The following is a 25,403-nucleotide window of genomic DNA, read 5'->3' as shown; positions in this document are numbered from 1 at the left end:
GTGCTCCAGTGTTCGCGGTGGTTCGGAATCTCGTACGCGGTTCGGATCGTTGAGGTCGGCGCCCTAGGGCTCCAGCAGGACCTTGCCCACTTCGGGGTCGCCGCTACCGACGAGCTCGACGGCTTCCCCGAACGATTCGAGGGGAAGCCGGTGCGTGATCAGCGGGGCCGGTCGCAGCAGGCCCGCGGCGAAGGCGCGCGTCGCGTAGGCCCAGGCGGCGGGCGGGGCCCCGAACACGCTCGCCACGGTGAGCTGGCTGACCGACAGGTGGACGGCGTCGATGCCGTGGGCGCCCGGCGCGGGCAGGCCCGTCAGCACCACCCGCCCGCCGCGGCGGGCGAGCAGGCAGGCGTCGCGCGCGGTGCCGGGCGCGCCGGCGGTCTCCACCACCAGGTCGAACCGGCCGTGCAGCTCCGCGGCCTCCGCCGGGGTCGCGGCCCGGTCCGCGCCGAACGTACGGGCCTGCTCGCCCGGCCGGTCCCTCGGGTCGACGGCGACCAGTTCGGCGGGGGAGGAGGCGGCCAGCAGCTGGACGGCGAGCAGGCCGAGCGTGCCCGCGCCCACCACCGCCACCCGCTCCGCGGGCCGCGGCGCGGCCCGCAGGACGGCCGCCGCGACCACCGCGGCGGGCTCAAGGAGGGCCGCGGCGGTCAGGTCGGCGTCGTCGGGCAGCAGGTGCAGCAGCCGCGCGGGCAGCACGAGGTGGTCGGCGAACGCACCGGGCTGGGTGAAGCCGGTCTCCTCGTAGCCCGCGGTGCACAGACTCGTCTCGCCGGAACGGCAGCGCGCGCAGACCTGGCAGGCGCGGAATCCCTCGCCGACGGTCCGCGCGCCCACCAGTGCCGGGTCGGTGCCGGGCCCGACGGCCTCGACCGTTCCCGACCACTCGTGCCCGGGCACCACGGGGTAGCGCACGTAGCCGTCCGCCCGGGTGCCCTCGTACACCTCGCGGTCGCTCGCGCACACCCCGGCCGCGTGCACGGCCACCCGCACCTCGCCGGGGCCCGGCTCCGGCGGGTGGTCCGCCGTCGCCAGCCGGTGCCGCCGCGGCGCCTCGACGACGACGCTGCGCCCGGTCGTCATCGTTTGGCCTGCCCGTCCCGCTTGTGCCAGTCCTCGGCCCACAGGTCGAAGCGCGCCTGCTGCTGCGGGAACTCGGCCGCCGCCTCGGTGTCGAGCTCCACGCCGAGTCCTGGCGCCTCGGAGAGCGTGAAGTAGCCGTCGACGACCTGCGGGGCGTTCTTGACGACCTTCTTGATCTCGGCGTCGGCGAAGTCGTTGAAGTGTTCGAGAATCTTGAAGTTGGGCGTGCAGCCCGCCAGCTGGAGGCTGGCCGCGGTGAGTACAGAACCGCCCACGTTGTGCGGCGCCATCAGGACGTAGTGGGTCTCCGCGGTGGCCGCGAGCTTGCGCATCTCGCCGATGCCGCCGAGGTGGCCGAGGTCGGGCTGGATGATGTCGACGGCCTGCGACTCGAACAGCTCGCGGAACTCGATACGGTCGTGGATGCGTTCGCCGGTGGCGATGGGCAGTGTCGTCTTCTCCGCCACCTTGGCCAGCGCCTTCAGGTTCTCCGGCGGCACCGGCTCCTCAAGCCAGGAGGGCGCGAACGGCTCCAGCTCCCTGGCCAGCCGGATCGCCGTCGCGGGGGAGAAGCGGCCGTGCATCTCCAGCAGCAGTTCGGCCTCGGGGCCTATCGCGTCGCGGACGGCCTCCACCAGCGACAGCGAACGGACCGTCTCGGCGTGGTCCAGCTCGAAGCTGCCGGTGCCGAACGGGTCGAGTTTCAGCGCCCGGTAGCCGCGTTCGACGACGGTCTGCGCCGCCTTGTGGAACGCCTCGGGGGTGCGCTCGACGGTGTACCAGCCGTTCGCGTACGCCTTGACCCGGTTGTCCGAGACGTCGGCCCGGCCGCCGAGCAGCTGCCACACCGGCACGCCCAGGGCCTTGCCCTTGATGTCCCAGCAGGCCATCTCGACGCAGGCGATGCCGGACATGACGATCTCCCCGGCGCGCCCGTAGTCGCCGTACTTCATGCGGCGCACCAGGTCCTCGACGGCGAACGGGTCGGACCCGGCGATGTGGTTGACCTCCGCCTCCTTGAGGTAGCCGATCAGGGCGTCCGTGCGGCCGAGCATGCGGGTCTCCCCGACTCCGGTCAGCCCCTCGTCGGTGTGGACCTGGACGTAGGTGAGGTTCCGCCAGGGCGTTCCGACGACATGCGTACTGATTCCGGTGATGCGCACGGGAGTCAACCTCCGCTGTTCGAAATTTCGTCAACCGTTCGAAATGCTGACGAGAACGTAATGAGCGGGCGCGTGACCTGTCAATGGTTACCCCCCGCCCCACGGCTTGGGAACCCCACGTACCCGGGTGGCTAGCCCTGCATCGTGACCTGTTCGTAGGCCAGTGCCGCGAGCGTCGACTGGCCCTCCCGGCTCGGGTGGAACCAGTCCCAGTCGCTCAGGTGGTGGGAGGTGAAGTCGAAGTCGAAGACGGCGCCCCCGTCGTACCGGCACAGCACGTCCGCGTCGCACACCTCGGCGAGCACCTCGTTGTACTCCTGCACCCGCGTGCGCACCGCCTCGCGGCGCTCCTCGGCGGCGGCCGAATCGTCGCCCGCGTCGCCGAGCATCGAGGGGCAGATATTGGCCATCTGCCACACCGAGCGCGCCAGCATCGAGTCACTGCCCTCCGACCACAGCTGCATCAGGTCCGGCACGCTGGACACGTACACCTGCGACTGCGGCAACTGGCCGCGGATGATGTCCACCGTCTCGGTGAAGTACGCGCGGAAATCCGCGACCGGCGTCATCGACTCCACATCCGGGGCGCAGGCGTCGTTCCCGCCGATCATGACGGTCACCAGCGCCGGCTCGTGGGCGACGGCCTCCCGCGCCTGGGCCGGCAGATCGGCCGCCTGCGCGCCGGACTCCGCCAGGTTCCACGAGCGCTCCGCCACCGACGCCTCGTCGCCCAGTAACTGCTGCGCGAGGCTGGCCATCCCGCTGTCGGTCCCGGTGGCCCACGAGACCTCGGGGCAGTCGGACAGCAGCGAACAGGCGTCGAAGGCGCGGGTGATGGAGTCGCCGATGGCCGCCAGGGACTCGGGGCTGGTGTTCCACTGCGGCGCCGGTGTGGGCTCCGCGCCGCTCCCGGCGGGCGCGCCGCGGTCGGTGTCCTCGGAGCCGTCCTCGCCGCCGGAGGTGCACCCCGCCAGCAGTACGACGGCGGCGACGGGCAGGGCGAGCGCGCGGCGGCGGGGCGGCATGCGGACTCCTCGTGTTCTGGGTGACGTCCTTGTGGCGGCGGAGCGGGGCGGTAGCTTGGGTCCTGGCAGGGGCGGCGCCCGACGTGCGCCCACATCAAGAGTAGAAGATGACCGCACGTCACACGCTGTCCAGTTTGCCGAGATATGGCGTGAATGCTGTTTACTGTTCGTGCGCGACGTCGGGGCCATCGGGGGCGCCTTGAGGATCGCGGTGGGCGCAGGCTGGGAAGAGTGGAGGTCCCGATGACGACACGCGGTGTTCTGTATGTGCACTCCGCCCCGCGCGCACTGTGTCCGCACATCGAATGGGCCGTGGCCGGAGTCCTCGGCGCCCGCGTCAGTCTGGACTGGACCAGACAGCCGGCGTCGCCCGGCACCTGGCGGGCCGAGCTGTCCTGGCAGGGGGAGGCCGCCGCCGCCTCCAAGCTGGCCTCCGCGCTGCGCGGCTGGCACCTGCTGCGTTTCGAGGTCACCGCCGACCCGTCGGCCGCGGCCGAGGGCGAACGGTACAGCTGCACCCCGGAGCTGGGGATCTACCACGCGGTGACCGGAGTGCACGGCGACATCATGATCCCCGAGGACCGGCTGCGTGCCGCCGCCGCCCGGGCCGAGACCGGGGAGAGCGACCTGGCGGCCGAGATCGCCCGGCTGCTCGGCAAACCCTGGGACGACGAGCTTGAGCCCTTCCGGCACGCGGGGGACGGTGCGCCGGTCCGCTGGCTTCACCAAGTGGTCTGACAGCGCCGGGCAGCGGGCCGCCGCCGACCGGGTTCGCGGTCAAGGCGGCGGCCACCCGTTCCGGCGGCTCCGGCCCGAGCTTCGCGGTGGACACCGGGGAGAAGGGTGCCCGCCTCCTACCTGGCCGGCTTCCCGCCGGACGCCGGCCGAACGGGGCGGGCGGTCGGCCCTTCCCGGGGGAGCAGGCGGGTGACCGCCGTGGTGGCGCGGGTCGTCGCGGCGTCGTCGCCGTGCAGCTGGATCGCGTGGTTGAGGCTCATCATCACCCCGTACAGCTCGAAGACCAGCTGCGCCGGGTCCGTTCCCCGCGGCAGGCCGCCGTTCGCCACCGCGGTGCGGACCTCGGCCGTCAGCCGCCGGTTCCACGCGTGGAACTGCCGCTGGAGCAGGACCCGCACCGGACCGCTGCGGCCGTCCTGCTCGAAGGTGGAGCTGACGAACGGGCACCCGCCGGGGAATACCCCGCGGGCGAGGTAGGAGATCCACGCCTCGCACACCGCGCGCAGCCGCGGCAGACCGGGCGCGGCGCCCGCGGCCGGCCGCCAGACCTCGGCGTTGAAGATGACCGCGGCCCGCTCAAGCGCGGCGAGCTGGAGGGCCTGCTTGGTGCCGAAGTGCCCCAGCAGGCCGGACTTGCTGATGCCGAGCCCCGCGGCGAGGCGGCCGATCGTGAGTCCTTCGAGCCCCTCCACGGAGGCGAGGTCGAGTCCGCGTTCGATGATGCGCTCGCGTGTGCGGGCCGCCTCCGCGGCGGAGTGACGGGGACTCATGCCGTTCACTATAGAGTCCGACCGATCGGTAGCTATATTGCTTGCATGACGCGAATCTCCGCTCTCGGCCACCATCAGCCGGAGCACGTGATGACCAACGAGGACCTGACGCGGCTGGTCGACACCAGCGACGAGTGGATCGTCCGGCGCACCGGCATCTCCGCTCGCCGCATCGCCCGCGACGAGTCGGTGACGGACCTGGCGGCGGCCGCGGCGGGCAAGGCGCTGGCCGGGTCCGGGATCGACCCCGCGGCCATCGGGCAGGTGATCGTCGCGACGTGCAGCGCCATCGACCGGGTGCCGTCCATCGCCGCCCAGGTCGCCGGCCGCCTCGGCATACCGGACGCCGTCGCCTTCGACCTCAACAACGGCTGCGCCGGGTTCACCACCGCCCTGGCCACCGCCGACCACACCGTCCGGGCCGGTGCGGCACGGCACGCCCTCGTCATCGGCGCCGAGAAGATGTCCGACGTCACCGACTGGAGCGACCGCACCAGCTGTGTGCTGCTCGGCGACGGCGCGGGCGCGGCCGTCGTCAGCGCGGGCGAGCCGGACGGCATCGGCCCGGTGGTGTGGGGGTCCGACCCGGCCAGGCGGGACACGGTGCGGATGCGGGACGCCTGGCAGCCGCGGTTCGCGCAGGACGGGCAGAGCGTCTTCCGCTGGGCCACCACGGAGCTGGCCCCGTTCGCCCGCGAGGCCTGCGAACGGGCCGGGATCGGCACGCACGACCTGGCCGGGATCGTCACCCACCAGGCGAACCTGCGGATCATCGAGGCCCTGGTCCGCCAGCTGGACGCGCCGCAGGCGGTCGTCGCGCAGGACGTGGTGGAGTCGGGGAACACCTCGGCCGCGTCCGTTCCGCTGGCATTGGCCAAGCTCGTGGAGCGCCGTGCCGTCCCGGCGGGCGCCCCGGTGCTCCTCTTCGCGTTCGGCGGCGGCCTCTCCTGGGCCGGGCAGGTCGTGCGCTGCCCCTGAGCCGCAGCACGGCGAAGGCCCGCCCCGGCGCGGACGCGGAGGAGCCGGGCGCGGGCCGTCGGCGCTTGCCGGTGCCGCCGTGCGCGTCAGACGGTGCGCAGCGCGAGCACCACGTTGTGCCCGCCGAACCCGAACGAGTTGTTGATCGCGGCGATCGTGCCCGAGGGCAGCGCCCGCGGGCCGTCCCGCACCACGTCCGCGTCGACCTCCGGGTCCAGCTCGGAGACGTTGATCGTCGGCGGGGCCGTGCGGTGGTGCAGCGCGAGCACGGTGGCGACCGTCTCGACACCGCCGGCGCCGCCCAGCAGGTGGCCCGTCATCGACTTGGTGGCGGAGATCGCCACGTGGTCCAGATCCTCGCCGAGCACGTGCCGCAGCGCCTTGATCTCCGCGATGTCGCCCTGCGGGGTCGAGGTGGCGTGCGCGTTGAGGTGCGTGAGCTGTTCGGGCTTGAGGTCCGTGCCGTCCAGCAGATTCCGCATGGCGGCGGCGATGCCGCGCCCGGTCGGCTCCGGCTGCGCGATGTGGTGGGCGTCGCTCGACAGGCCCTGCCCCAGCATCTCGCAGTAGACGCGGGCCCCGCGGCGCGCGGCGTGCTCGGCGGACTCCAGCACGACCACACCGGCGCCCTCGCCGAGGACGAAGCCGTTGCGCCCGATGTCGTAAGGGCGGGACGCGCCCTGGGGGTCGTCGTTGTCCTTCGACATGGCCATCATGTTGGCGAAGGCGGCGATCGGCAGCGGGTGGATGCACCCTTCCGTGCCGCCCGCGACCACCACGTCGGCCCGGCCGGTGCGGATCATCTCGCCCGCGTAGCCCACCGCCTCCGCGCCCGAGGCGCAGGCGCTGACCGGCGTGTGCACGCCCGCCTGCGCGCCGAACTCCAGGCTCACGTTGGCCGAGGGGCTGTTCGGCATCAGCATGGGCACGGTGTGCGGGGAGACGCGCCGCGGACCGTGGTGATTGAGGATGTCGTACTGCTCCAGCAGCGTGGTGACACCGCCGATGCCGGAGGCGATGACCGCCCCGACGCGCGTCGGGTCCGCCGAGTCGTCCTCGCCCGCCCGCGCGGTGAACCCGGCGTCGGCCCACGCCTCCCGGGCGGCGAGCAGCGCGAACTGGGCGGTCCTGTCGAGCCGTCGGGCATGGGGACGCGGCAGCACGTCCGCCGGGTCGACGGCGGCGGAGGCGGCGAAGCGTACCGGCAGGTCTGCCGCCCAGTCCTCGGTGATGTTGCTGACGCCGGAGCGGCCCGCGAGCAGGCCCTCCCACGTCGACGCGCTGTCGCCACCCAGCGGTGTGGTTGCGCCGACACCGGTGACAACCACCGTTCGATTGGTCGCGTTCACAGGAATCATTACTCCGCTAGTCGGGGATGGTGGTGCAGCGCCACCCCCGGGGGTGGCGACACGCGCTGTGGGTGAACAGGGACGGGGTCAGCTCTGGTGCGATTCGATGTAGCCGACGGCGTCGCCCACGGTCTTCAGACCCTTGACGTCGTCGTCCGGGATCTTCACGCCGAAGCGCTCCTCGGCGGCCACGACGACCTCGACCATGGACAGCGAGTCGACGTCGAGGTCGTCGGTGAACGACTTGTCCTCGGTCACCTCGTCGTTGGGGATGCCGGCGATCTCGTTCACGATGTCGGCGAGACCGGCGACGATCTCTTCCCTGGTGGCAGCCATTGCGGCGCTCCTTCTCATGCTGCGGTGGGATACCGCGTGGATGGTGATGGGATCTTGCTTAGGGGAGCGTAACGACCGTCGCGGCGTAGACGAGACCCGCCCCGAAGCCGATGACGAGCGCGGTGTCCCCGCTCTTGGCCTGCCCGGTCGCCAGCATCCGCTCCATGGCGAGCGGAATGGAGGCGGCCGAGGTGTTGCCAGTGGTCTCCACGTCGCGGGCGACCGCCACGTGGTCCGGCAGTTTGAGCGCCTTCACCATCGAGTCGATGATCCGCATGTTTGCCTGGTGCGGAATGAAGGCGTCCAGTTGATCCACGGTGATCCCGGCGGCGTCCAAAGCCTCCTGCGCCACCTTGGCCATCTCGAACACCGCCCAGCGGAAGACCGTCTGGCCCTCCTGCCGCAGCGCGGGGAACTTGTCCCCCGGCCGGTACCGGTCCCAGGGCACCGTCTGGCCGATGGCGCCGGCCTTGTCGCCCTCGGAGCCCCACACGGTGGGGCCGATCGCCGGCTGCTGCGAGGGGCCGAGCACGACCGAGCCCGCGCCGTCCCCGAACAGGAAGGCCGTGGAACGGTCCGTCCTGTCGGTCAGGTCGGACAGCCGCTCGACGCCGATGACCAGCACGTGGCGCGCGCTGCCCGCCACGATCAGGCCGGTGCCGATGGTCAGCCCGTAGCCGAAGCCGGCGCACGCCGCCGAGATGTCGAACGCGGCCGGCCGGACCGCGCCGAGCCGGTGCGCGATCTCGGTGGCGACCGACGGGGTCTGCGAGAAGTGCGAGACGGTCGAGACGATCACCGCGTCCACCTGCTCCACGGTGATCCCGGCGTCGGCGATGGCCTTGCCCGAGGCGGCCAGCGCCATCTCCGCCACGGTCTCGTCCTCGTCGGCCCAGTGCCGGGTCGCGATGCCGGAACGGGACCTGATCCACTCGTCCGAGGAATCGATGTGCTTCAGGATCTCCTCGTTCGGGACGACCCGCGTCGGCCGGTAGCCGCCGACACCGAGGATGCGCGCGAACGGCGCCCCCTGCCGGGCGTTGAGTGAGGCGGTCATGCTCCATGCTCCTGTTCGGCGGCCTGCGCGGCGTGCGCGGCGATCAGCTCGCGGGCCGCGGCCAGGGTATCCGGGCCCTTGACGGCCACCCGGGAGACATCGGGCAGATTGCGCTTGGCCAGGGCGGTCAGCGTGCCGCCCGGGCAGAGCTCGACGATGGCGGTGGCACCCAGGCGGGAGAACGTCTCCATGCACAGGTCCCAGCGCACGGGGCTGGAGATCTGGGACACCAGCCGCCGCACGACCTCCGCGCCGTCCGTCACCACGCCGCCGTCGGCGTTGGACACGTAACGTATGCCCGGCGTTCCCGGGGTGATGCCCGCGGCGGCGGCTTCCATATCGGCCACGGCGGGCGCCATGTGCCGGGTGTGGAACGCGCCGGCCACGTTCAGCGGCCTGACGCGCGCCCGGTCCGGCCGGTCGGCGGCCAGCACGGCCAGCTGCTCCAGGGTGCCCGCGGCGACGATCTGCCCGCCGCCGTTGTTGTTCGCCGGGGTCAGGTCCAGCTCGGCCAGGCGCGCGGCGACCGCGTCCGGGTCGCCGCCGAGGATGGCGGACATCCCGGTCTCGGAGACGGCCGCGGCCTCGGCCATGGCCTGCGAACGGCGGCGCACCAGCGTCATGGCGTCCTCCGCCGAGAAGACGCCGGCGATGGCCGCCGCGGCCAGCTCGCCGACGCTGTGCCCGGCGACGGCCCCCACGGCCGCTCTCGGCGCGGGCAGCGCCTCGTCGTCGAACAGCGCGGTGGCGGACACGAGCGCGGCGGCGACCAGCAGCGGCTGGGCGACCGCGGTGTCCCGGATCTCATCGGCGTCGGCCTTGGTGCCGAGCCGGATGAGGTCCTGGCCGACGAGGTCGGACCAGCCGCGCAGGCGGTCGGCCACGCCGGGCAGTTCGAGCCACGGGTTCAGAAAGCCAGGTGCCTGGGAGCCCTGGCCGGGAGCGACGAGTACGAGCACGCTCTCACTCTCTCCCGTAGGCGGCGCTCACCGCCGGTGGCGGCGAGAACGAAGAACCGTCGAGGGATTTGTCGAAGCCGAACAAAACCTATGAGCGGAGTTCTTCGTCGGCGAGGCGACCGAGCATGAGCGCGATGCGCAGGGTGAAGGCCGATCGGACGTCCGATGGGGGCCATCCGGTGACATCGGTCACGCGCCGGAGCCGGTAGCGAACGGTGTTGGGGTGCACAAAAAGCATCCTGGCGGCACCCTCCAGGCTGCTGGCCTGTTCCAGATAGACGCTCAGCGTTTCCAGGAGCGCGGAGCCCGCCTCCTGGAGCGGTCTGTAGATCTCCTCCACCAACAGGGTCCTGGCCGCCGGGTCGCCCGCCATGGCGCGCTCGGGCAGCAGATCGTCCGCGAGCACGGGGCGGGGCGCGTCCGGCCAGGCGGCGCAGGCGCGCAGCCCGGCCGCGGCGGCCCGCGCGGAGCGGGTCGCCGCCAGCAGGTCGCCGACGAGCGGCCCGGCCACCACGGGCCCGGACGCGAACGGGCCGATCAGCGCCTTCGCGGCCTGCACCGGGTCGTCACTGCCGCCGGCGATGACCACGAGCCGCTTGCCCAGCACGCCCGTGAGCACCTGGAGCTTGGCGTACCTGGCGGCCCGGCGGATCGCCTCGACGGTCAGCTCGCTGTCGCCGTTCGGCGCGTTGCCCAGCACCACCGTCACATGTTCGGGAGCCTTCCAGCCCAGGGCGGCGGCCCGCGAGACGTCGCTCTCGTCGGCCTCGCCCGAGACCACGGCGTTGACCACCAGCGACTCAAGACGCGCGTCCCAGGCGCCGCGCGCCTCGGCCGCCTGCGCGTACACCTGCGCGGTCGCGAACGCGATCTCGCGGGCGTAGACGAGCAGCGCGTTGCGCAGCGCGCTCTCGCCGCCGGGGATGGCCAGCTCGTCGACCGCTGCCTCCACGACCTCGATGGTGGTGCGCACCATCTCCACCGTCTGCCGCAGTGTGATCGCCCTGGTCAGCTCGCGCGGGGCGGTGCCGAAGACGTCGGTGCTGATGGCCTGCGGGGTGTCCGGGTGCCGGAACCACTCGGTGAACGCGGCGATTCCGGCCTGGGCGACGAGCCCGATCCAGGAGCGGTTCTCCGGGGGCATGGCGCGGTACCAGGGCAACTGGTCGTCCATGCGCGCGATCGCGGCGGCGGCCAGCTTTCCCGAGGACTGCTCCAGTCTGCGCACCGTGGCGGCGTGCGCCTGTTTTTCATCATCGGCATCGGACACGGGGACCAGCCTGCCTCATTTCCCGTCCGCTCATACCCGGCGGGGGTGGGTGCGGCCGACGGATACGGTGATTCCATGCTTCAGGTACGGCGCGCGGACATGCGTTACCGCGGCGGCGACCCGGCCGCCGGCATCGACACCAGGCACGCGTTCTCCTTCGGCGCCTTCTACGATCCGGACAACGTGCGCTTCGGCGCGCTGACGGCCTGCAACGAGGAACGCCTGGCGCCCGGCGCCGGGTTCCCGCCGCACGCGCACCGGGACGTGGAGATCGTCAGCTGGGTGGCCGAGGGGCGGCTGCGCCACGAGGACGCCGAGGGGCGGGCCACGGTCATCGGTCCCGGCGACGTGCAGCGGCTGACCGCGGGCTCCGGCACCAGGCACGCCGAACGCAACGCGGGCGAGGAGCCGTTGCGTTTCGTGCAGATGTGGCTGATTCCCGACCGTGCGGGCGGCGAGCCGGAGTACGAGGTGGTCCGCGGCATCGCGGACGGCACCCCGTACGCGCTGCCGCGCACCGACGCGGTGCTGCACGTGCGGCGGCTGGCCGCCGGCGAGCGCACCGCGGTGCCCGCGGCGCCGCTGGTCTACGTGCACGCCGTGCGCGGTGCCGCGCTCCTGGGCGGTGGCGAACGGCTGTCGGCGGGCGACGCGGCGCGGCTGACGGGGGCCGGCGAACTGGCCTTGTGCGCCGCGGAGGGCCCGGCGGAGCTGCTGGTGTGGGAGCTGGGGAGCGTCGGCGGGGCGCGCTGACCGCCGCGGCCCCGGAAGGATGCGCGCCCGCGGGAACCGCGCGCCCGCCCGTCACCGTCGGTTTCTTTGCGGGTACCCACGGCAGACCCTACGGGCAGACCCCACGGCAGACCCGCCGCACGCACCCGCGGCGCGTACGGCCGCGCGCCACCGTTCCCGAGCGAGCGCACGAGGAGACCGAGATGACCGTCTTAGGCAGCGACAGACCGATCCCCCCGCCGCCCCCGCAACCGCCCACCGTCGGCCTGCCCAGGGACCGTGGCGTCGCGGCCACCGCGGCACTGCTCAACCTCAGCGGTCTGGGCGCCGGTTACCTGTACCTGCGGCACTGGCGGCGGGCGGTGGCCGCCTGGCTGCTGACCGGTGTCCTGCTGTTCGTCGCCCTCCCGGTGCCGGCCGAGGGCATGTCCGGGTGGTGGGCCGTGCTGTACGCGGCCGGTCTCCTGGTCCTCGCCGCCGACGCGTGGCGGCTGGCGCGCCCCGCGGCCCCCGGCCGCCGCGCCCTGCTGACGCCGGTGACGGCCGGGGTGCTGCTGCTCGCGCTGCCCGTCAGCGGCACCGTGCTGTTCAACGACGCGCAGGAACGGGCCCTGGAACGCGCGCTCCAGGACCGGCTGACCGCGGCGGACGGGCTGGTCGAACGGGCCGGCGGCTCGTCGTTCGACGGCGCGGAGGACCGTTACCGCTCGGCCCTCACCGAGTACCTGGCCGTGCGCGGCGACCACCCGGACACCGACGCGGCGGCCGAGGTGCCCGACCGGCTCGACGCGCTCTACGGCCGGGCCACCGCGGAGCGGCCGGGGGAGGACGCCTGCGCGGCGCTCGCGCCGCTGCGCTTCTTCCAGGACCTGCCGGACGACTTCGAGGGCCCGGAGGCCGGACGGCTGGCCGAACGGGCGGGCGGCGACCTCCCGGAGCCGCTGCACGGCTGCGGGATCGCGCGGACCGGGCAGGCGGACATGACGGGCGCCGAGGAGCCGTTCGGCGAACTGCTCAACGACCACCCGGAGTCCCCGTACGCCACGGGTCTCGCCGAGGAGCTGGGCGGCCTGCGGGACACGGCCGTCGACGGGCTGGCCGGGGACGCGCCCTGCGAGTCGCTCGAGGAGCTGCGGGGCTACAACACGCTGCTGGCGGCACTGCCGGGGGACGAGTTCGGCCAGTTGGCGGCCGGGGGCGAGGCGCCGGTGCCGGACGGCCTGTTCGCCTGCGGCAGCGCGCGGTTCCTCTCCGGCGACTACACCGGAGCCGAGACCTCGCTGACCGAGCTGGTGACGGACCACCCGGAGCACGACCGCGCCGGGCACGCCGGGGACATCCTGATCGCCGCCCAGATCGCGGCCGAACTCCCGGCCGCGGGCGAGGAACTGCCGCCCGCGCCCGGCTCCGGCGGGGGCGGCGCGACCGTGATCGTCGAGGTGCTGAACGACTCGCCGAACGAGCTGGAGCTGCTGTGGACCGGGCCGCGCACCGGAAGCGAGACGGTGGCGCCCTGCCCGGACTGCTCCATCTACCCGACGGACCCGGGCACGGACTCGTGCACGGCGAACATCGACTATCCCAGCACCACGCTGGAACTCCCGGCGGGTGACTACCACTTCCTGCACCGTTCGCCCGAACTGTCCGCCAGCAACCTGGCCGAGACCACCGGACTCGACGCCGACTACATCTACACCTGGTGCTCGTACACCACCGAGCAGGACCTCCTGTGGCCCGACCTGCAGGACCTGGAGGACCTGACCGAGGAAACCGGCATCTGACCCGTCCCAGGCCCCCCGGCCCGCCATCACATCAGGCGGACCAGGGCGGCCACGTCGACCGGAACGGAGGTGTCCACGCGGTGCACCGTGCCCAGGGCGAGCGGCTGTGCGTGCCGCGCCCAGAACCGCCACTCCTCGTCGGTCGCCCCGCTGCCCGCGGCGTGCACGCCGTGCCGCGCGCCGGCGCGCGCGGTGAAACGCGCCCGCGCCAGCTCCACCGGCACCTCGCACCACACCTCGTGCGTCCCGGCCGGTGCGACGCCGGCGCGCCGCAGCCCGGCCAGGACCTGCGGACGCAGGTGCGCGAGCCACGGGCTTTCCAGGACGGCCCGGCCGCGCGCTTCGCCGAGCAGCGTCCACAGCGTCTCGGCCGCGGCCGCGCCCAGCCCGCGACTCCACTCCTGCGGGCCGAGTCCCGCGGGCCGCACCCGTGCCAGGCCGTCCGCCAGGGTCTCCTTCACGGTGTTCTTGGCGGACATTGGCGAACAGCGGCAGCTCCAGCTCGTCCGCCAGCGCCCTGGCCAGGGTCGTCTTCCCGGCCCCCGGGAGGCCGTTCACCAGTACGGTGGGCATCGTGCCGACTACTGCCGCAGCTCGGCGAGGCGGCGGGTTTCGTCGGTGACGGTGGCCCGTTCCGCCTCGTCGAGGGGGACTTCGGCGGCTTGTGCCAGCCAGTCTGCGGCCTCTTCGTCCCGGCCGAGGCGGTGGGCGAGGTCGCCGCGGAGGACCAGGATGCGGAAGCGCTGAACGGCGGTGGGCTTCTCGTTCCGCAGGGCCAGCACGCGGTCGAGGACCTTGACGGCGGCATCGAGGTCCTCCTTGGAGTCGGCGAAGGTCTCGGCGAAGTGCAGCGCGCGGGCGAACGTTTCCTTCGGCGGCGGCGCGTGGTCGGGGCCGCCGCCGTTCGGCTGTCCGATGCGGATGCTGTTGCCCCCGGGGCCGGTCATGATGAACTGCCTGACCCCGTAGGACATTTCCCGCACCGGCCCCATGCGGGGCAGACCCCGGGCGGGGACCTTGCCGAACGCCGCCTTCCAGCCGGCGCGGAACCGTTCGTGCAGCGCGTCGACCTCGTCGGTCAGGATGTAGCAGCCGCTGTAGGACGCGGCCGGGTCGTACTCCTTCATGGCGAAGAACTGGAGCTCCATGGCGCCCCGTTCGACCACGGCGTACGCGTAGGGACTCTTCTGGAGGTAGGTCACCTCGAAGCCGAGGGCGGTGTAGAAGTCGACCACGGGCTGAATGGTGCGGCAGGGGAGGAGAGGAATCATCTTCTCAGTCACCCGGTCAGTCTAGTCAAGTTTGATTAGTTGCGGCCCTCAGTGCCGCGGCCCCCGCGGGCCGCGGCACCGGAACGTGCTCAGGCCGCGGGCAGCTCCGCCAGCACCGCGTCGGTGAACGCGGGCCACGCCTCGGCGGCCCACGGGCCGAAGGCCCGGTCGGTCAGCACCACGCAGGCGGCCCGCACGGCCGGATCGACCCACAGGAACGTCCCGGACTGGCCGAAGTGCCCGAACGTGCCGGGCGAGGACGTGGCGCCCGTCCAGTGCGGGGACTTGTGGTCCCGCAGCGAGAAGCCGAGACCCCAGTCGTTCGGCCGCTGGTGGCCGAAGCCGGGCAGCACCCCGCTCAGCCCGGGAAAGACCACCGCGGTGGCCTCCGCCAGCGTCTGCGGCGCCAGCAGCCGCGGGGTCAGCAGCTCCGCGGCGAACCGGCTCAGGTCGTCCAGCGTGGCGACGCCGTCCTTCGCGGGCGAGCCGGGCAGGCCGGTGCCCGTCATGCCCAGCGGGTCGAGCACCGCCTGCCGCAGATACTCCGCGAACGGCATGCCGGTGGCCTTGGCGACGTGGTCGCCCAGCACCTCGAACCCGGAGTTGGAGTACAGGCGCCGCGTGCCGGGCTCCGCCACCACGCGGTGCTCGTCGAAGGCGAGTCCTGAGGCGTGCGCCAGCAGGTGGCGCACGGTGGCGCCGGGCGGGCCCGCCGGCTCGTCCAGCTCCGTCGCCCCCTCCTCCACGGCGATCAGCACCGCGTACGCCGCCAGCGGCTTGGTGACGGAGGCCAGCGGGAACGGCCGCGCCGCGGGGCCGCGGGCAAAGGTGCGGCCGTCGGCGGTGACCACGGCAGCGGCGGCGGTGGACACGGGCCAGCTGTCGATCAACTCCAGGCTGCGCATGGCCCCGAGCGTAACGCGGGCGGCGGGGGCGGCGACGAGCGGGCGGCAGGCGAGCGAGCGGCGGGGGGCGAGCGGGCGGCGCGGGAAAAGTTACGTTGCGGCTTGCCTGGAGTGCACTCCAACTCTTTAGCGTGCACCTATGACCGTGACACAGCATGCCGTACCCGAGCTGGAGGAGACCACCGACCACTGCGCGTCGGCCGAGCGCCCCCACCCGCGCCCGGACGGGCAGGACCGCTACACGATCAGCGAGGTGGCCGCGCACACCGGGCTGAGCGTCCACACGCTGCGCTGGTACGAGCGGATCGGCCTGATGCCGCACATCGACCGTTCGCACACCGGCCAGCGGCGCTACCGCAATACCGACCTGGAATGGCTCACCTTCGTCAACAAGCTGCGGCTGACCGGCATGGCCGTGGCGGACATGGTCCGCTACGCCGACCTGGTGCGGCAGGGCGACCACACCTACCCCGAGCGCCGGGCCCTGCTGGCCGCGACCCGGCAGGGCGTGCTGCGCCGCATCGGGGAGCTGCACGACGCCCTGACCGTTCTCGACTTCAAGATCGCGCTTTACAGCGACGCCCCCAAGGCGCAGGAAAGGCACTGAACCACCGCATGAGCGCCACCACGATCGCCACCGCCCCGCTCGGCACGCACGGCCCCAGGACCGGTATCCAGGGTCTCGGCTGCATGGGCATGAGCTTCGCCTACGGGCCCACGGACGCCACGGAGGCGAGGGCCACCCTGGAACGGGCGCTGGAGCTGGGCGTCACCCTGTACGACACCGCCGACATGTACGGCTCGGGGGACAACGAGACGTTCCTCTCGCCGTTCTTCCTGGCCCACCGCGACGAGGTCGTCATCGCGACCAAGTTCGGCATCGTGCTCGACCCCGCCGACCCGCTGAAGCGGGGCGTCCGCAACGACCGGGCCTACCTCAGGGCCTGCGCCGAGGGCAGCCTGCGGCGGCTCGGCGTGGACGTGATCGACCTGTACTACCTGCACCGGCGCGATCCGCGGGTGCCGATCGAGGACACCGTCGGCGCGATGGCCGAGCTGGTCGCCGAGGGCAAGGTGCGGCACCTGGGCCTGAGCGAGGTCACCGGCGCCGAGCTGCGCGCGGCGCACGCGGTGCACCCCATCGCGGCGGTGCAGTCGGAGTGGTCCCTGTTCTCGCGCGACGTGGAACGGACCGCCGTGCCGGCGGCCGGGGAGCTGGGCGTCACGTTCGTGCCGTACGCGCCGCTCGGCCGGGGCTTCCTGACCGGCTCGTTCACCGACGCGAGCGCCGAGCTTCCGGCCGGGGACTTCCGCCACCAGCAGCCCCGCTACAGCGGCGCCAACGCGGTGGCGAACTCCGAGCGGCTCGCCCCGGTCCGCGCCATCGCAGAGGCCCGCGGCGCGACGCCGGGGCAGATCGCGCTGGCCTGGGTGCACCAGCAGGCGGCGGTGCGCGGTCTCGCGGTCGTCCCGATCCCGGGAACGAGGCGCAGGGCGCGGGTCGAGGAGAACACGGCGGCCACCCGCATCGTCCTGACCCCGGACGAGCTGGCCGCCCTGGAGCCGATCGCCGCCGGCGTCACCGGCGACCGCTACCACGACATGAGCTTCACCTCGGCCGCCCGCGAGTAGCCCCGGCCGGGCCGGGCCCGCGGCAGGACGGGACCTACAGCTCGGCCAGGAGCTGCGTCTTCTTCGCGGTGAACTCCTCGTCCGTCAGCAGCCCCGCCGAGTGCAGCTCGCCGAGGTGGCGGATGCGGTTGGCGATGTCGCCCGGGTCCGCCCGCCGGTGGCCGTTGTCCAGGTGGCCCTCTCCGGCGGGCTCCGCCGCGCGGATCGCCTCCGACACGGCCGCGGCCAGCGGCAGCGACTCGTGGACCAGGCCGTAGCCGAGGCCGAAGACGACGGCCGCCGGGTCCTGGTCGGCCGCCTCGTTCCGCGGCTCGGGCTGGCCGTCGGGGCCGCGCCGCCGCAGGCGCAGGTGGCCGCCGGCTATCTCCGGTGACCGCCAGTCGACCTCGGCCAGCTCGCTCACCGGGAAGGACTGGTCGCCGGCCTTCCACTTGGCGGATGAGGCGCCGGTCCAGAACCAGCGGAACGAGACCACCTTGCCGTCGAATGACACCTTGGCGTCGTACGCCTTGAACTGGAGCGGCGCCGGCGGGGCCGCGACGAGGTACTGGTCGGCGGGCTCGTCCGCGTGCGGGCCCAGGGCCGCGCGCAGCTCGGTGGCGTAGTAGTCGCCCAGCGTTTCGCGCTCGGCGGGCAGGACCAGCCGGTAGGGGTCGGCAGCCTGCCGCAGCTGGCCCGCGGCGGCTTCGAGCAGCGGGTCGGCCCCGGGGCGGGGCACGGCGTGCAGGACCACGGTGCCCTTGCGCGTTCCCGGGGCCAGGTCGACGGTGCTCAGCGCCTCGAACGGGATACGGCGCTCGCCCAAGACCTGGAACAGTTTTGGTGTGCGTATTCCCCGTTCGAAGCGGATGAGCACGGAGTCGGTGTCGAACTCCCACGTGGAGTGGATTCCGGCCAGCACATCACCCATGCGGGTCATCGTATGCGCCGGGGCTGACGATTCGGCTTCCCCCGGATGGGTGTGTTCCTGTCAGCTCAGGCGGTCGCGGGCCTGGCACAGGGGTCGGCGGGGGCGCAGCCCGTGGTGCCTGAGGCACAAGTGACGTCATTTACCTCACCGGCGCCAATGAGCGCCAGATTTTCCAGGCTTCTCGCCTCGGGTTCGAAATAGCCGCTGTGTCCCTCCGCGTCGCCCGCGGACAGCACGCGCGCCCCGAAGGACTCCGCGGCCGGGTCGGCGCCGTGGCCCAGGGGGCCGAGCGCGAGGTGCGGAATGTCCGCCACCCAGTCGTCCTCCGCCCGTATCGCCCAGACCCGCGCCGAGGTGTCGAGGCCGTGCACGTCCGAGGCGCGCATGCCGGGGCTCCCGGTGACCGCGATGTCCGTGACCCGGTCCGGCAGCCCGGCGGCGGCCACGCCGCACACCACTGAGCCGTAGGAGTGACAGAACAGCGCGACGGGCGCCTCGCCCGGCAGCGCGCGCACGGACTCCGTGAGCCGGTCGGCGCCCTCCCCGGCCAGTTCGGCGGTCGCGGCGGACATGCCGAGCCCGTCCGGGCTGTCGTAGTCCGCCCAGGCGATCACGGCGGTCGACTCGCCGGGGTCGAGCGACCGTTCGCGGGTGTACAGGGCCTCGGCCATGCCGGAGGGCGCCCGGTACTTCCCGCGAGTCCGTTCGAACGTGAGCAGTTCGGTGTCCACCCCCGGCACCACGACGGAGATCCGGTCCGCCCCCTGAAGGTCGCCGAAGACCTCGGCGGCCCGGCCGCGGCCCGTCGGGTCGAAGGACAGGAACTGGCGGCCCGGCGCCAGCATCGACGTGAAGCGGTTCATGCGCCGGCCCGCCTCGTGCTGGCCGGCCGGGGAAAGACGTTCGTCGTGCATGCGGCGGCGCTCGTTGTCCCTGGCGTCGGCGAGCGCCTGCCGGTTCGCCTGGTAACGCAGGGTGACGGGGGCGCCGGGCAGATTACCGACGACGAGGGGGTGGCGCGCGGCCAGGCGGTCACGTTCCGCGGCGGTGAGCCCGGCGAAGAAGGCACTGATCCGGCCGGGCGACGCCGCCGGGTCGGGCAGCGGTCTGCCGCGGGCGCTGCCGCGCTCCCAGGCTTCGAGCTGAACGTCGTAGGCGTCGGGGGCCGGGTCGGCGCCGCCGGCCACCCAGCCGGCCGTCGCCAGCACGGCGAAGACCACCGTCAACGGCATCACGACCCGGCGGACGGTGCGGGAGAGAACAGGACGAAACTTCAGCACAGACGGGACAGCATACGGGGGGCGGACCACCGGTCGTTCCGGTGGTCCGCCCTTTCAGACCTGCTGTCCCGCGCGCCTCAGGCGTCGCCGCCGGCGGGGCCCGGGTCGGCCGCGGCCACGTCGAGCAGCTGGTAGCGGTCGATGGCCTGCTTGAGGACCGATCGGTCGATCTTCCCTTCCTTGGCCAGCTCGGTGAGCACGGCCAGGACGATCGACGGGGCGTCGATGTGGAAGAAGCGACGCGCGGCGCCCCTGGTGTCGGCGAAACCGAAGCCGTCACCGCCCAGCGACTGGTAGGTGCCGGGCACCCAGCGCGCGATCTGGTCGGGAACGGACCGCATCCAGTCGGATACCGCCACGATCGGCCCCTGAACGCCCTGGAGCTTGCGCGTCACGTACGGAACGCGCTGCTCCTCCTCCGGGTGCAGCAGATTGTGCTCCTCCGCCGCGACGGCGTCCCTGCGCAGCTCGTTCCACGAGGTGGCCGACCACACGTCCGCCTTGACCTGCCACTCCTCGGCGAGGATGCGCTGGGCCTCCAGGGCCCAGGGCACGGCCACGCCGGAGGCCAGGATCTGCGCCGGAACGCCGTCGCCGCCGCCCTCCTGGTACCGGTAGAGGCCCTTCAGGACGCCCTCCACGTCGACGCCCTCGGGCTCGGCGGGCTGGCTGATCGGCTCGTTGTAGACGGTCAGGTAGTAGAAGACGTCCTCGGAGTCCTCGCCGTACATGCGGCGCAGGCCGTCCCGCACGATGTGCGCGATCTCGAAGCCGAACGCCGGGTCGTAGGCGACACAGGCCGGGTTCGTCGAGGCGAGCAGCTGCGAGTGGCCGTCCGCGTGCTGCGTGCCCTCGCCGGTCAGCGTGGTGCGGCCGGCGGTCGCGCCGAGCACGAAACCGCGCGCGAGCTGGTCGCCCATCTGCCAGAACTGGTCGCCGGTCCGCTGGAACCCGAACATCGAGTAGAAGACGTAGATCGGGATGAGCGGCTCGCCGTGTGTCGCGTACGCCGAGCCCGCCGCGATCAGCGAGGCCGTGCAGCCCGCCTCCGTGATGCCGTCGTGCAGCATCTGCCCGGTGGGCGACTCCTTGTAGGAGAGGAGCAGATCGCGGTCCACCGACTCGTAGGTCTGCCCCAGCGGGTTGTAGATCTTCGCGGACGGGAAGAGCGAGTCCATGCCGAACGTGCGGTACTCGTCCGGGGCGATCGGCACGAAGCGCTTGCCGATCTCCTTGTCCCGCATCAGGTCCTTCAGCAGCCGTACGAACGCCATCGTGGTGGCGACCTGCTGCTGTCCCGAGCCCTTGCGGACGGCCGCGTACGCCTTATCGCCCGGAAGGGTGAGCGGCTTGGCGCGGATGACGCGCGTCGGCACGTAGCCGCCCAGCTCGCGGCGGCGGTCGTGCATGTACTGGATCTCTTCCGAGTCCCGGCCCGGGTGGTAGTACGGCGGCAGGCCGGACTCCAGCTCGCTGTCCGGGATCGGCAGGTGCAGCCGGTCGCGGAAGCCCTTCAGGTCGGCGACCGTGAGCTTCTTCATCTGGTGGGTCGCGTTGCGCCCCTCGAAGCTCGGCCCGAGCATCCAGCCCTTGATCGTCTGGGCGAGGATCACCGTGGGCTGGCCCTGGTGCTCCTTGGCGGCCTTGTACGCCGCGTAGACCTTGCGGTGGTCGTGCCCGCCGCGGCCCAGGTGCAGGATCTGGTCGTCGGACATGCCTTCGACCATCCCGCGCAGCCGCTGGTCGCCGCCGAAGAAGTGGTCGCGGATGTACGCGCCGGTCTCGGTGGCGTAGGTCTGGAACTGCCCGTCCGGCGTGGTGTTCAGCTTGTTGACCAGCACGCCGTCCCGGTCCTGCGCCAGCAGCGGGTCCCAGGAGCGGTCCCAGACCAGCTTGATCACATTCCAGCCGGCGCCGCGGAAGACGGACTCCAGCTCCTGGATGATCTTGCCGTTGCCGCGCACGGGGCCGTCGAGGCGCTGGAGGTTGCAGTTGACCACGAACGTCAGGTTGTCCAGGCCCTCGCGCGCCGCGATGGACAGCTGGCCGAGCGACTCGGGCTCGTCCATCTCACCGTCGCCGAGGAACGCCCAGACGTGCGATTTGGAGGTGTCCGCGATGCCGCGGGCCTGCATGTAGCGGTTCATCCGCGCCTGGTAGATGGCGCTGATCGGGCCGAGCCCCATGGAGACGGTCGGGAACTCCCAGAAGTCCGGCATCATCCGCGGGTGCGGATAGCTGGACAGCCCGTACGGCGCCTTGGAGCGCTCCTGGCGGAACGCGTCCAGGTGCTCGTCGGAGAACCGGTCCAGGAGGTAGGCGCGGGCGTAGATGCCCGGCGAGGCGTGTCCCTGGAAGAACACCTGGTCGCCGCCGTCGCCGCCGTCCTTGCCGCGGAAGAAGTGGTTGAAACCGACGTCGTACAGCGACGCCGAGGAGCCGAAGGTGGCGATGTGGCCACCCACCCCGATCCCGGGACGCTGGGCGCGGGAGACCGTTACGGCCGCGTTCCAGCGGGTCGCGTTGAGGATCTTGCGCTCGATCTCCTCGTTGCCGGGGAAGAACGGCTCGTCCTTGGTCGCGATCGTGTTGACGTAGTCCGTGCTGCGCATCTCGGGCACGGCCACCCGCTTCTCACGGGCGCGCTCGATCAGGCGGAGCATGAGATAGCGGGCCCGCTCCCGGCCTCGCTCGTCGACGGCGGCGTCGAGCGAGTCGAGCCATTCCTGAGTCTCCTCAGGGTCGAAATCCGGGACCTGGCTGGGAAGGCCGCCAATGATGATCGGGTTGCGATCTGATCCGGAAGCCACGCTGTTCCTTCACTGTGAGTTGTCTGCTCTGCTTGTGTCGCGCCGTCTCCATCGTGGACCGCCGACGGCGAAACGTCATCTCTACTGGGCGGTAATCCTCACTTCATGATCCTCACCGATCCTTGGCGGAGCCTTGCCTCGGCCATGGGCCAACGGGCCACCCTACGCCCCGGGCGAGGGGCGCTGCGAACAACCGTTCGCGACACTATGGTGCAGATCACGCGGCCGACGGGGGCCAAGACGTCAACGTTTGGGCAGGCTCGGCGGCCGGGTACTTGCGCGATCCGTCCCGCGCGTGTGGACTACGGCCAAGCCGCGCGCACGCGCGGGACCGACCCGTACATTCCGAAACAGGACAGGAGCTATCCGTGAGCGCGACCGCGGACCACGCGGAGGAGCGGACCAACCCCGCCGCTCGGCTGGGTTTCCAGCCCGGGCAGGTGGTCCAGGAGCTCGGCTACGACGACGACGCCGAGCAGGAACTCCGCGAGGGAATCGAGGCCATCACGGGCCAGGAGCTCGTCGACGAGACATTCGACGACGTGGCCGATGCCGTGGTGCTGTGGTTCCGCGAGGAAGACGGCGATCTGACCGACGCGCTGGTGGATGCCACCACGATGATCGATCCCGGGGCACCGGTCTGGCTCCTGACACCGAAGACGGGCCGGGACGGCTACGTCGAGCCCAGTGACATCGGCGAGGCCGCGCAGACGGCGGGGCTGGCGCAGACCAGCAGCGTCAGCGCCGGCCGGGACTGGTCAGGCAGCCGCCTGGTCACACCCAAGGCCGCGGGAAAGAAATAGCCCGCGGGGCACACACGCGAGCACACGAGTCCCCGGGGGCGCACAAGCCGCCGGGGACCGCGTCGTAGGCTGGGCGGTGCCACTTTACCTCTCCCAGGGAAACGGATGACTCGCCCATGGCGATCGAGCCCGGTACCAAGGCACCCGACATCAGCTTGCGGGACCAGCACGGCCAGACGGTGACGCTCGCGGACTTCCGCGGCGAGAAGAACGTTGTGCTGCTCTTCTACCCCTTCGCCTTCACCGGCGTCTGCACCGGGGAGCTTTGTGCGCTGCGCGACGAGCTGCCCACCTTCGCCAACGACGACGTGCAGCTGCTCGCCGTCTCGAACGACAGCCCGTTCGCGCTGCGCGTGTTCGCCGAGCAGGAGGGCCTCGACTACCCGCTGCTCTCCGACTTCTGGCCGCACGGCGAGGCGTCCAGGGCCTACGGCGTGTTCGACGAGGAGAAGGGCTGCGCGGTGCGCGGCACGTTCATCATCGACAAGGAGGGCGTGGTCCGGTGGACCGTCGTCAACGCCCTGCCCGAGGCCCGCGATCTGAACGATTACGTCACGGCGCTCGGGGCGCTGTGAGCCCGCGGTCGCGTCCGGGGAGGATCAGGGCGTCGCGGCGGCAGTCGGCCGTCGCGGCCCCGCCGGGCGCGGCCGCGGACGTCGGGGACCGACAGGACAGGGTGGACAGGGAGAACTCGTGGGCGGAGTGAGCCTCACCAAGGGCGGCAACGTCTCGCTGACCAAGCAGGCACCGGACCTCACCGTGGTCATGGTCGGCCTCGGCTGGCAGGCCCGCAGGACCATGGGCGCCGCGTTCGACCTCGACGCGAGCGCGCTGCTGACCGACGCGCGCGGCAAGGTGCTCAGCGACCTGCACTTCGTCTTCTTCAACAACCTCACATCTCCCGACGGCTCCGTCACACACCTTGGCGACGAGCTGATCGGCTCGGCCCACGAGGCCGGCGGGGACGTGGGGGACGCGGAGGAGATCACGGTCGACCTGGCGGGGCTCGCGCCCGAGGTCACCAAGGTCGTCTTCCCCGTGTCCATTTATGAAGCGGAGTCCCGGCAGCAGAACTTCGGCCAGGTCTCCCACGCCTATATCCGCATCATCAACCAGGCCGACGGCAGGGAGCTGGCCCGCTACGATCTGACAGAGGACGCCTCGTCGGAGACCGCCATGGTCTTCGGTGAGCTGTACCGGCACGCTGGCGAGTGGAAGTTTCGCGCCATCGGCCAGGGATACGCCTCAGGACTGCGCGGGATCGCCCTGGACTACGGGGTCAACGTCTGACATGTCAGCCTGCATATCCGCGGCCCCGCGCGGGAGACTGGAATTTTCGTGATTTGGAAAACCTTCGGCTGGTCGTTCGGCGTCACCGCCGCCGGCCTCGCCGCCGCCCTGATCTTCTGGGGCTGGGAAGCGCTCGCCGTCGTGGCGATCCTCTCCATCCTGGAGATCTCCCTCTCCTTTGACAACGCCGTGGTCAACGCGGGTGTCCTGAAGAGGATGAACGAGTTCTGGCAGCGGATCTTCCTGACGATCGGCATCCTGATCGCCGTCTTCGGCATGCGGCTGGTCTTTCCCGTGGCCATCGTCTCGATCACCGCATCGCTCGGACCGATCGAGGCCGTCGAGCTGGCACTCGACGATCCCGACCAGTACGAGCAGCTCGTCACCGACGCGCACCCGTCCATCGCCGCGTTCGGTGGCATGTTCCTGCTGATGATCTTCCTCAACTTCATCTTCCAGGAGCGGGAGCACCGGTGGATCGGCTGGCTGGAGCGCCCGCTCGCCAAGCTCGGCCGGATCGACGGCTTCGCCGTCGGCGTCGCGCTGGCCGCGCTGCTGCTGACCGCCACCACCGTCGCCACCAGCGCCTACCAGCACGGCGGCGCCCACCTGGACAAGTCCGACACGGTGCTGCTGTCCGGCGTCGCGGGCGTGCTGACGTACCTCCTGGTCGGCGGCCTGTCGGGATACTTCGAGCACCGGCTGGAGGAGGGTGAGGAGCGGGCGGCCGAGGAGGAAGAGGCCGCGAAGCGCGCCGGGAAGGAGCCCACCGCGGTCGGCCTGGCCGGCCGGGCGGCGTTCTTCCTGTTCCTCTACCTGGAGGTGCTGGACGCCTCGTTCTCCTTCGACGGCGTCATCGGCGCGTTCGCCATCACCAACCACATCTTCTGGATGGCGATCGGCCTGGGCGTCGGCGCCATGTACGTCAGGTCCATCACCATCTACCTGGTCCGCCAGGGCACGTTGGACGACTACCGCTACCTGGAGCACGGCGCGCACTACGCCATCGGCGCCCTCGCCGTGCTGCTGCTGATCAGCATCCGCTGGCACCTGCACGAGGTGGTCACCGGGCTGTTCGGCGTCACCCTCATCGGGTTGTCGTTCTGGTCCTCGGTACGGGCCAACCGGATCGACGCGGCGAACGAGGCGTCCGGCGGCGGCGGGGACGGGCAGGAGCAGTCGGAGGTGCGCTCCGGGGTGTGAGCCCCGGCGGATTGCGGAAGCCTTACGTAGCGGGACGGTGACCGCCCGTCCCGCTACG

The 25,403-nt window shown here is 72.1% G+C and carries 25 protein-coding genes; 10 read left to right on the top strand and 15 right to left on the bottom strand.

From position 1 onward, the window contains the following. Positions 1-63 precede the first annotated feature (63 nt). The 3 genes from RM779_RS14305 to RM779_RS14295 form a co-directional block, all read right to left on the bottom strand. Positions 64-1,083 (bottom strand): zinc-dependent alcohol dehydrogenase, encoded by a 1,020-nt coding sequence (locus RM779_RS14305; RefSeq protein WP_311618059.1) that lies wholly within the window; start codon positions 1,081-1,083, stop codon positions 64-66. Continuing rightward, on the bottom strand, positions 1,080-2,246 hold the full coding sequence (locus tag RM779_RS14300; RefSeq protein WP_311618058.1) for a mandelate racemase/muconate lactonizing enzyme family protein: 1,167 nt from the start codon (positions 2,244-2,246) through the stop codon (positions 1,080-1,082). The genes RM779_RS14305 and RM779_RS14300 overlap by 4 nt, the downstream gene beginning before the upstream one ends. A gap of 131 nt (positions 2,247-2,377) precedes the next feature. Next, a complete protein-coding gene (locus RM779_RS14295) occupies positions 2,378-3,271 on the bottom strand; it encodes an SGNH/GDSL hydrolase family protein (protein ID WP_311618057.1) in 894 nt (297 codons plus the stop codon). Positions 3,272-3,514: 243 nt separating this feature from the next. Here RM779_RS14295 and RM779_RS14290 point away from each other — a divergent pair, with 243 nt between their 5' ends. Next, a complete protein-coding gene (locus tag RM779_RS14290) occupies positions 3,515-4,009 on the top strand; it encodes a DUF3145 domain-containing protein (protein ID WP_077061685.1) in 495 nt (164 codons plus the stop codon). A gap of 116 nt (positions 4,010-4,125) precedes the next feature. Here RM779_RS14290 and RM779_RS14285 read toward each other — a convergent pair whose 3' ends face one another. Then, positions 4,126-4,779, bottom strand: a complete 654-nt coding sequence (locus tag RM779_RS14285; RefSeq protein ID WP_311618056.1) for a TetR/AcrR family transcriptional regulator — start codon at positions 4,777-4,779, stop codon at positions 4,126-4,128. Between the two features lie 45 nt (positions 4,780-4,824). Between RM779_RS14285 and RM779_RS14280 the strand changes: the two genes are divergently transcribed. Further along, positions 4,825-5,757, top strand: coding sequence for a beta-ketoacyl-ACP synthase III (locus RM779_RS14280; protein WP_311618055.1), 933 nt, complete (start codon positions 4,825-4,827; stop codon positions 5,755-5,757). Positions 5,758-5,843: 86 nt separating this feature from the next. Here RM779_RS14280 and fabF read toward each other — a convergent pair whose 3' ends face one another. The 5 genes from fabF to RM779_RS14255 all read right to left on the bottom strand — a co-directional run bounded on the left by fabF (position 5,844) and on the right by RM779_RS14255 (position 10,728). Then, complete coding sequence (gene fabF / locus RM779_RS14275) at positions 5,844-7,106, bottom strand: beta-ketoacyl-ACP synthase II (protein ID WP_311618054.1); 1,263 nt, start codon at positions 7,104-7,106, stop codon at positions 5,844-5,846. Between the two features lie 87 nt (positions 7,107-7,193). After that, a complete protein-coding gene (locus RM779_RS14270; RefSeq protein ID WP_077061690.1) occupies positions 7,194-7,442 on the bottom strand; it encodes an acyl carrier protein in 249 nt (82 codons plus the stop codon). Between the two features lie 58 nt (positions 7,443-7,500). Beyond that, the gene (locus RM779_RS14265) at positions 7,501-8,499 is read right to left on the bottom strand and encodes a beta-ketoacyl-ACP synthase III (RefSeq protein ID WP_311618053.1); all 999 of its coding nucleotides are present in this window, start codon (positions 8,497-8,499) and stop codon (positions 7,501-7,503) included. Further along, entirely contained in the window at positions 8,496-9,458 is a 963-nt protein-coding gene (locus RM779_RS14260; protein ID WP_311618052.1) for an ACP S-malonyltransferase, read from the bottom strand. Before RM779_RS14260 ends, RM779_RS14265 begins: the two co-directional genes overlap by 4 nt. An 88-nt stretch (positions 9,459-9,546) precedes the next feature. Beyond that, a complete protein-coding gene (locus tag RM779_RS14255; protein WP_311618051.1) occupies positions 9,547-10,728 on the bottom strand; it encodes a PucR family transcriptional regulator in 1,182 nt (393 codons plus the stop codon). A gap of 75 nt (positions 10,729-10,803) precedes the next feature. Here RM779_RS14255 and RM779_RS14250 point away from each other — a divergent pair, with 75 nt between their 5' ends. Continuing rightward, positions 10,804-11,481, top strand: a complete 678-nt coding sequence (locus tag RM779_RS14250; RefSeq protein ID WP_311618050.1) for a pirin family protein — start codon at positions 10,804-10,806, stop codon at positions 11,479-11,481. A gap of 182 nt (positions 11,482-11,663) precedes the next feature. Beyond that, entirely contained in the window at positions 11,664-13,241 is a 1,578-nt protein-coding gene (locus tag RM779_RS14245; protein WP_311618049.1) for a hypothetical protein, read from the top strand. 26 nt (positions 13,242-13,267) lie between these two features. Here the strand turns inward: RM779_RS14245 and RM779_RS14240 are convergent, their stop codons facing one another. From RM779_RS14240 to RM779_RS14230, 3 genes are all read right to left on the bottom strand, one after another. After that, entirely contained in the window at positions 13,268-13,720 is a 453-nt protein-coding gene (locus RM779_RS14240) for a hypothetical protein (RefSeq protein WP_311618048.1), read from the bottom strand. Positions 13,721-13,822: 102 nt separating this feature from the next. Then, on the bottom strand, positions 13,823-14,524 hold the full coding sequence (locus tag RM779_RS14235; RefSeq protein WP_311618047.1) for a bleomycin resistance protein: 702 nt from the start codon (positions 14,522-14,524) through the stop codon (positions 13,823-13,825). Positions 14,525-14,601: 77 nt separating this feature from the next. Then, the gene (locus RM779_RS14230; RefSeq protein WP_311618046.1) at positions 14,602-15,417 is read right to left on the bottom strand and encodes a serine hydrolase domain-containing protein; all 816 of its coding nucleotides are present in this window, start codon (positions 15,415-15,417) and stop codon (positions 14,602-14,604) included. Between the two features lie 139 nt (positions 15,418-15,556). On the opposite strand from RM779_RS14230, the gene RM779_RS14225 reads away from it, so the two are divergent. Then, a complete protein-coding gene (locus tag RM779_RS14225; RefSeq protein WP_077061699.1) occupies positions 15,557-16,024 on the top strand; it encodes a MerR family transcriptional regulator in 468 nt (155 codons plus the stop codon). 8 nt (positions 16,025-16,032) lie between these two features. After that, complete coding sequence (locus RM779_RS14220; RefSeq protein WP_311618045.1) at positions 16,033-17,049, top strand: aldo/keto reductase; 1,017 nt, start codon at positions 16,033-16,035, stop codon at positions 17,047-17,049. A 34-nt stretch (positions 17,050-17,083) separates the two neighbouring features. Here the strand turns inward: RM779_RS14220 and RM779_RS14215 are convergent, their stop codons facing one another. The 3 genes from RM779_RS14215 to aceE form a co-directional block, all read right to left on the bottom strand. After that, on the bottom strand, positions 17,084-17,959 hold the full coding sequence (locus tag RM779_RS14215) for a DUF4429 domain-containing protein (protein ID WP_311618044.1): 876 nt from the start codon (positions 17,957-17,959) through the stop codon (positions 17,084-17,086). A gap of 65 nt (positions 17,960-18,024) precedes the next feature. Next, entirely contained in the window at positions 18,025-19,191 is a 1,167-nt protein-coding gene (locus RM779_RS14210) for an alpha/beta hydrolase (RefSeq protein WP_311618345.1), read from the bottom strand. A gap of 125 nt (positions 19,192-19,316) precedes the next feature. Further along, on the bottom strand, positions 19,317-22,049 hold the full coding sequence (gene aceE, locus RM779_RS14205; protein ID WP_311618043.1) for a pyruvate dehydrogenase (acetyl-transferring), homodimeric type: 2,733 nt from the start codon (positions 22,047-22,049) through the stop codon (positions 19,317-19,319). Positions 22,050-22,417: 368 nt separating this feature from the next. Between aceE and RM779_RS14200 the strand changes: the two genes are divergently transcribed. The 4 genes from RM779_RS14200 (at position 22,418) to RM779_RS14185 (ending at position 25,345) form a co-directional block, all read left to right on the top strand. Beyond that, positions 22,418-22,852: a DUF3052 domain-containing protein gene (locus tag RM779_RS14200; RefSeq protein WP_311618042.1), complete on the top strand. Its 435-nt coding sequence runs from the start codon at positions 22,418-22,420 to the stop codon at positions 22,850-22,852. A gap of 116 nt (positions 22,853-22,968) precedes the next feature. Then, complete coding sequence (locus RM779_RS14195) at positions 22,969-23,427, top strand: peroxiredoxin (protein ID WP_077061703.1); 459 nt, start codon at positions 22,969-22,971, stop codon at positions 23,425-23,427. Positions 23,428-23,545: 118 nt separating this feature from the next. Then, positions 23,546-24,142, top strand: a complete 597-nt coding sequence (locus RM779_RS14190; RefSeq protein WP_311618041.1) for a TerD family protein — start codon at positions 23,546-23,548, stop codon at positions 24,140-24,142. A 48-nt stretch (positions 24,143-24,190) separates the two neighbouring features. Next, positions 24,191-25,345: a DUF475 domain-containing protein gene (locus RM779_RS14185; RefSeq protein WP_311618040.1), complete on the top strand. Its 1,155-nt coding sequence runs from the start codon at positions 24,191-24,193 to the stop codon at positions 25,343-25,345. Positions 25,346-25,403 lie beyond the last annotated feature (58 nt).

Source organism: Streptomyces johnsoniae, from assembly GCF_031845565.1.
Lineage (GTDB): Bacteria > Actinomycetota > Actinomycetes > Streptomycetales > Streptomycetaceae > Streptomyces > Streptomyces johnsoniae.
This window is presented reverse-complemented; position numbering and strand designations above follow the sequence as displayed.

Bases quoted from the DNA above. Each gene is read 5' to 3' on its own strand.
- RM779_RS14305 (WP_311618059.1), bottom strand. From the start codon at position 1,083: ATGACGACCGGGCGCAGCGTCGTCGTCGAGGCGCCGCGGCGGCACCGG.
- RM779_RS14295 (WP_311618057.1), bottom strand. From the start codon at position 3,271: ATGCCGCCCCGCCGCCGCGCGCTCGCCCTGCCCGTCGCCGCCGTCGTA.
- RM779_RS14290 (WP_077061685.1), top strand. From the start codon at position 3,515: ATGACGACACGCGGTGTTCTGTATGTGCACTCCGCCCCGCGCGCACTG.
- RM779_RS14285 (WP_311618056.1), bottom strand. From the start codon at position 4,779: ATGAGTCCCCGTCACTCCGCCGCGGAGGCGGCCCGCACACGCGAGCGC.
- RM779_RS14280 (WP_311618055.1), top strand. From the start codon at position 4,825: ATGACGCGAATCTCCGCTCTCGGCCACCATCAGCCGGAGCACGTGATG.
- RM779_RS14270 (WP_077061690.1), bottom strand. From the start codon at position 7,442: ATGGCTGCCACCAGGGAAGAGATCGTCGCCGGTCTCGCCGACATCGTG.
- RM779_RS14265 (WP_311618053.1), bottom strand. From the start codon at position 8,499: ATGACCGCCTCACTCAACGCCCGGCAGGGGGCGCCGTTCGCGCGCATC.
- RM779_RS14250 (WP_311618050.1), top strand. From the start codon at position 10,804: ATGCTTCAGGTACGGCGCGCGGACATGCGTTACCGCGGCGGCGACCCG.
- RM779_RS14245 (WP_311618049.1), top strand. From the start codon at position 11,664: ATGACCGTCTTAGGCAGCGACAGACCGATCCCCCCGCCGCCCCCGCAA.
- RM779_RS14240 (WP_311618048.1), bottom strand. From the start codon at position 13,720: ATGTCCGCCAAGAACACCGTGAAGGAGACCCTGGCGGACGGCCTGGCA.
- RM779_RS14230 (WP_311618046.1), bottom strand. From the start codon at position 15,417: ATGCGCAGCCTGGAGTTGATCGACAGCTGGCCCGTGTCCACCGCCGCC.
- RM779_RS14225 (WP_077061699.1), top strand. From the start codon at position 15,557: ATGACCGTGACACAGCATGCCGTACCCGAGCTGGAGGAGACCACCGAC.
- RM779_RS14220 (WP_311618045.1), top strand. From the start codon at position 16,033: ATGAGCGCCACCACGATCGCCACCGCCCCGCTCGGCACGCACGGCCCC.
- RM779_RS14215 (WP_311618044.1), bottom strand. From the start codon at position 17,959: ATGGGTGATGTGCTGGCCGGAATCCACTCCACGTGGGAGTTCGACACC.
- RM779_RS14210 (WP_311618345.1), bottom strand. From the start codon at position 19,191: ATGCCGTTGACGGTGGTCTTCGCCGTGCTGGCGACGGCCGGCTGGGTG.
- RM779_RS14195 (WP_077061703.1), top strand. From the start codon at position 22,969: ATGGCGATCGAGCCCGGTACCAAGGCACCCGACATCAGCTTGCGGGAC.